Source organism: Citrobacter sp. wls826 (assembly GCF_005281245.1).
In the GTDB taxonomy this organism is placed as follows: domain Bacteria; phylum Pseudomonadota; class Gammaproteobacteria; order Enterobacterales; family Enterobacteriaceae; genus Citrobacter; species Citrobacter braakii.
This window is the reverse complement of record NZ_SZWS01000054.1, coordinates 58,963-64,226: the sequence shown is the minus strand read 5'-3', so window position 1 is coordinate 64,226 and position 5,264 is coordinate 58,963. Positions and strand designations below refer to the sequence as shown.

The 5,264-nt window shown below is 50.8% G+C and carries 5 protein-coding genes; all 5 read left to right on the top strand.

The features are described 5' to 3' along the window. Window positions 1-1,024: HAMP domain-containing sensor histidine kinase (locus FDW87_RS22670; RefSeq protein ID WP_252363188.1), on the top strand; the 1,024-nt coding region annotated here is incomplete at its 5' end. Further along, window positions 999-1,583, top strand: a complete 585-nt coding sequence (gene ttrR / locus FDW87_RS14325; RefSeq protein WP_019076688.1) for a tetrathionate respiration response regulator TtrR — start codon at window positions 999-1,001, stop codon at window positions 1,581-1,583. The genes FDW87_RS22670 and ttrR, both read left to right, overlap by 26 nt. A 92-nt stretch (window positions 1,584-1,675) precedes the next feature. Further along, window positions 1,676-1,885: a fumarate hydratase FumD gene (gene fumD, locus FDW87_RS14320; protein ID WP_003029345.1), complete on the top strand. Its 210-nt coding sequence runs from the start codon at window positions 1,676-1,678 to the stop codon at window positions 1,883-1,885. Between the two features lie 482 nt (window positions 1,886-2,367). Then, entirely contained in the window at window positions 2,368-2,994 is a 627-nt protein-coding gene (locus FDW87_RS14315) for a ferredoxin-like protein (protein ID WP_016152920.1), read from the top strand. Window positions 2,995-3,112: 118 nt separating this feature from the next. Next, window positions 3,113-5,215 (top strand): aldehyde ferredoxin oxidoreductase, encoded by a 2,103-nt coding sequence (locus FDW87_RS14310; RefSeq protein ID WP_019076689.1) that lies wholly within the window; start codon window positions 3,113-3,115, stop codon window positions 5,213-5,215. Window positions 5,216-5,264 lie beyond the last annotated feature (49 nt).

The window sequence follows — 5,264 nt, the reverse complement described above, 5'->3', positions numbered from 1 at the left end:
GCGGGCCCTGTTCAATGCGCCGCAGAACGCGACGTTTCGCTGGGGGGCGCCCGCCTCGACCCGCGAGGTGGAAGCGTTGCTGCGCGATGTCCGCCAGCATCCGCAGCAGCGCCAGCTGTGGCTGGATGTCAAAAGCTGGTTTATTCAACATCGGCTGGCGATGGGGGCCGCGGCTCTTGTCTTGTTGTTGTTGACGCTCAATTACATCTGGGTGATGTTGCTGGTCCGCCGACGCGGCAGGCAGTTGGAGCAAAACAACGTATTGTTGCGTAAACAGGAACAGGAGCTGGAAACCGCTCGCCAAATGAGCGTGCTTGGCGAGATGACGTCGGGTTTTGCCCACGAGCTCAATCAGCCGCTATCGGCTATCCGTCATTATGCGCAGGGCTGTCTGATCCGCCTGCGTAATCAGGATCAACAGCATCCACTGCTGCCCGCGCTGGAACACATTGATACCCAGGCGCAGCGGGGGGCTGATACGCTGCACAATCTTCGCCAGTGGGTCAGCCAGGCACAGGGCAATCCGGTGATGACCGATGACTGGCAAGTTGTTAACGTTCACGATGCTATCCATCACGTCTGGCAATTATTACGCATGCCCCAGCAATTTCCGGCGGTAGCGCTGCAAACGCAGATCGGTAAGGCGTTAACATTAACGTTGCCGTGTGTTCTCCTCGAACAGGTACTGGCCAATGTGGTTCTCAACGCCGCCCAGGCGGGGGCAACCACCGTGTGGTTTAGCGCTCAGCGTGAGGATGGTGATGTGAGTATTCAGGTGCAGGATAACGCCGGAGGTATTGATGAGATGCAGCTGTACCAGGCTTTTCAGCCGTTTATGACCACCCGTAAAGAGGGCATGGGGCTGGGGCTAGCCATTTGTCAGCGGCTGGTGCGCTACGCAAACGGAGACATTGAGATCAAAAATCATCAGGCTCCAGATGAAAAAGCGGGCGTGGTGGTGACATTACATTTTAAGCAAAACCCGGAGGGAGGCCGTCGTGGCAATCATTCATCTGCTGGATGACGATATTGCCGTCACCCAGGCTTGCGCGTTTTTACTGGAAAGTCTGGGATATGAGGTGTGTTGCTGGGAGCAAGGCGAAACATTCCTCACCGAGGCAAATCTGCACCAGGTGGGCGTACTTTTGCTGGATATGCGTATGCCTGTAATGGATGGGCATGCTGTGCATGAAGCCATGCGCCAGCGTGAGAGTACGCTGGCGGTGGTATTTCTCACCGGGCATGGCGATGTGCCGATGGCGGTTGAACAAATGAAACGCGGTGCGGTCGATTTTTTGCAAAAGCCGGTTTCCGCCGCGCCTCTGCAAGCGGCGTTAGAGCATGCAGTGCAGATTTCTCACGCCGCCTTTTCGCGACAAGAGATCGTGGTTTGCTATCAGCAGCTTACGCCAAAGGAGCGAGAACTGGCGCAACTGGTAGCAAAAGGGTTAATGAATCGGGAAATTGCTGATGCTATGAATATTGCCGTGCGCACGGTTGAGGTTCATCGGGCGCGGGTGATGGAAAAAATGCAGGCGGGGAGTCTTGCTGAACTGGTTAATCGACTGCAGAGGATTCAGTAAATTTATGACATTTATTTGATTTTCATTGAATTTTGTCTAATCCGTCAGACTGATATATGCTGTTGGTTTGAGTTAATGACGAGCGGGAAAAAATGGGAAATCAGACCAAAGACGATGAGTTGTACCGTGAAATGTGCAGAGTTGTCGGTAAAGTAGTGCTGGAAATGCGCGATCTGGGACAAGAGCCTAAGCATATCGTCATTGCGGGAGTACTGAGAACCACCCTCGCCAACCAGCGTGTGAAGCGCAGCGAGTTAGAAAAACAGGCTATTGAGACCGTCATTAAAGCATTAGCCGGTTAATCCACAAAAAGAGGATGGTGGTCTCGTTCGCCGTCCTTTTATTCTCGTCACGTTAATTTATCAATATATATAATTTAGTACTGCAATTAGAAGAGTAACCTTCGCTGTATATTGAGTTATATTCCGAATGATATATTAAAATATATATGCGAGTAGAGTCACAAATATTTGCAAAGCATGTGAAATATTATTTCAACTTATCTTAATGATAATAAATCTCACTCCGCATTTATTATTTCCCTTCCGTTTTTTAATTGATGACGATCAAAACTATGAGCGCTGAATAACCACATTATCTTTACGCCTAACCCTAAAGGATTAGATTCATTCAGTTTAACCACCGTCATTTTACGCGATCAGGTTAGGGCAAAAATTTACGTGTTGTTGGCAACATTAACCGCCCGAAATGGCTTGAGTTGCACGGGTTTAATTTAGCCTGGAGGTGTTGCTAACACAGCGTTTGCGAAGAGGATGCGAAATAAATGAATCAGGTTGATCGTCCATTTTTAGATTGTGGTTTAACGCGGCTTGAATTTCTGCGGATATCAGGAAAAGGTTTGGCGGGATTAACCATCGCCCCTGCACTGTTATCACTTTTTGGCTGTAAGCAGGAAGATATCGACAGCGGTACCGTGGGGCTTATCAATACGCCGAAAGGGGTGCTGGTGACCCAGCGAGCGCGCTGTACTGGCTGCCACCGCTGTGAAATTTCCTGTACCAATTATAACGATGGTGCCGTGGGGACTTTCTTTTCCCGTATAAAAATCCATCGCAACTTCTTCTTTGGCGATGATGGCGTCGGGTCCGGTGGCGGACTTTATGGCGATTTAAACTATACCGCTGATACCTGCCGTCAGTGCAAAGATCCGCAATGCATGAAGGTCTGCCCCATTGGCGCTATTACCTGGAAACAGGAAGACGGCTGTATTGCGGTGGATCATAAACGTTGTATTGGCTGCAGCGCTTGTACCACCGCCTGCCCGTGGATGATGGCGACCGTGAATACCGAAACAAAAAAATCCTCAAAATGTGTGTTATGTGGGGAGTGCGCCAATGCTTGTCCGACTGGGGCATTAAAAATTATCGAGTGGAAAGATATTACTGTTTGATAGATAGCAGGCATACCTGATACGCGTCATTAATTGCCAAAAATATCGCAGTTTTGCAAAAAAACTGCCTGAAGGATGGCGGGTATATCTATTAAACCTTCTTGCAAAGGAAAACATGATGGCTAATGGTTGGACAGGTAATATTTTACGGGTCAATCTCACCACGGGGAATATCACCCTTGAAGATTCCAGTAAATTTAAAAAATTTGTCGGCGGGATGGGCTTTGGTTATAAAATTATGTACGACGAAGTCCCGCCAGGCACCATGCCTTTCGATGAAGGGAATAAACTGGTTTTCGCCACCGGGCCATTAACGGGCTCTGGTGCCCCTTGTAGCTCCCGCGTCAATATCACCTCCTTATCGACTTTTACCAAAGGCAATTTAGTGGTGGATGCTCATATGGGCGGCTTCTTCGCTGCGCAAATGAAATTCGCCGGTTACGACGCCATTATTATCGAAGGCAAGTCCGCGACGCCTGTCTGGATCAACATCAAAGATGAAAAGGTCAGCATCGAAAAAGCCGATTTCCTGTGGGGTAAGGGAACGCGCGCCACAACCGAAGAGATTTGCCGTATTACCAGCCCGGAAACCTGCGTCGCCGCTATTGGTCAGGCGGGTGAAAATCTGGTGCCGCTCTCCTGCATGATCAACAGTCGCAACCACAGCGGAGGCGCCGGTACTGGCGCGGTAATGGGGTCGAAAAACCTGAAGGCTATTGCGGTAGAAGGGACCAAAGGGGTCAATATTGCCGATCGTAAAGAGATGAAGCGGCTCAATGATTACATGATGACCGAGCTCATCGGTGCCAACAACAACCACGTTGTGCCAAGCACCCCGCAGGCCTGGGCAGAATACTCTTCGCCAAACTCGCGCTGGACGGCCCGTAAAGGACTGTTCTGGGGCGCGGCAGAAGGGGGACCAATCGAAACAGGGGAAATCCCGCCGGGTAACCAGAATACCGTGGGTTTCCGTACCTATAAATCCGTGTTCGATCTGGGGCCAGCCGCTGAGAAATACACGGTCAAAATGAGCGGCTGCCATTCATGTCCCATTCGCTGTATGTCGCAGCTCAATGTCCCGCGGGTGAAAGATTTTGGCGTGCCAAGTACCGGCGGTAACACCTGCGTGGCGAACTTTGTCCACACCACCATTTTCCCCAATGGCCCGAAAGATTTCGACGATAAAGACGATGGGCGCGTGGTGGGAAATCTGATTGGTCTGAACCTGTTTGACGATTATGGCATCTGGTGTAACTACGGGCAGTTGCACCGTGATTTTACTTACTGCTATTCGAAAGGCGTCTTTAAGCGCGTACTGCCAGCTGAAGAGTATGCGGAGATCCGCTGGGATCAGCTGGAAGCGGGCGATCCTCATTTTATTAAGGATTTTTACTACCGGTTGGCGCATCGCGTGGGGGAACTCAGCCATCTTGCGGACGGATCGTATGCCATTGCTGAACGCTGGAATTTGGGCGAAGAGTACTGGGGTTATGCCAAAAATAAACTGTGGTCGCCGTTTGGTTTTCCTGTCCACCATGCAAACGAGGCCTCTGCACAGGTGGGGGCGATCACCAACTGTATGTTTAACCGTGACTGTATGGCGCACACCCATATCAACTTCATCGGTTCCGGTTTACCGCTGAAATTACAGCGCGAAGTGGCGGGCGAGCTATTTGGTTCGCAGGATGCATACGACGAAACCAAAAACTACACCCCGATCAATGCCGCCAAGATCAAATATGCCAAATGGACGCTGCTGAAAGTCTGCCTGCATAACGCGGTTACGCTGTGCAACTGGGTGTGGCCGATGACGGTTTCACCACTCAAGAGCCGTAACTATCGCGGAGATTTGGATCTGGAAGCAAAATTCTTCCAGGCGGTCACCGGCGATGAAACCACGCAGGAGAGTCTGGACCTGGCCGCTGAACGCATCTTTACCCTGCACCGTGCCTATACGGTCAAATTGATGCAAACCAAAGATATGCGCAATGAGCACGATCTCATCTGCTCCTGGGTGTTTGATAAAGATCCGAAGATCCCGGTCTTCACTGAAGGGACCGACAAGATGGACAGGGAAGATATGCGTCAGTCGCTGACGATGTTCTATCAGGAAATGGGCTGGGATCCAGAGCTGGGTTGCCCAACGCGTGAAACCCTGAACCGACTCGGACTTGAAGATGTAGCCGCTGATTTGGCTGCACAAGATCTGTTGCCGGCGTAAGGAATGCGAGATGACTAACGTGAGCGACGTTCTGACCCCCGTTGAGGCG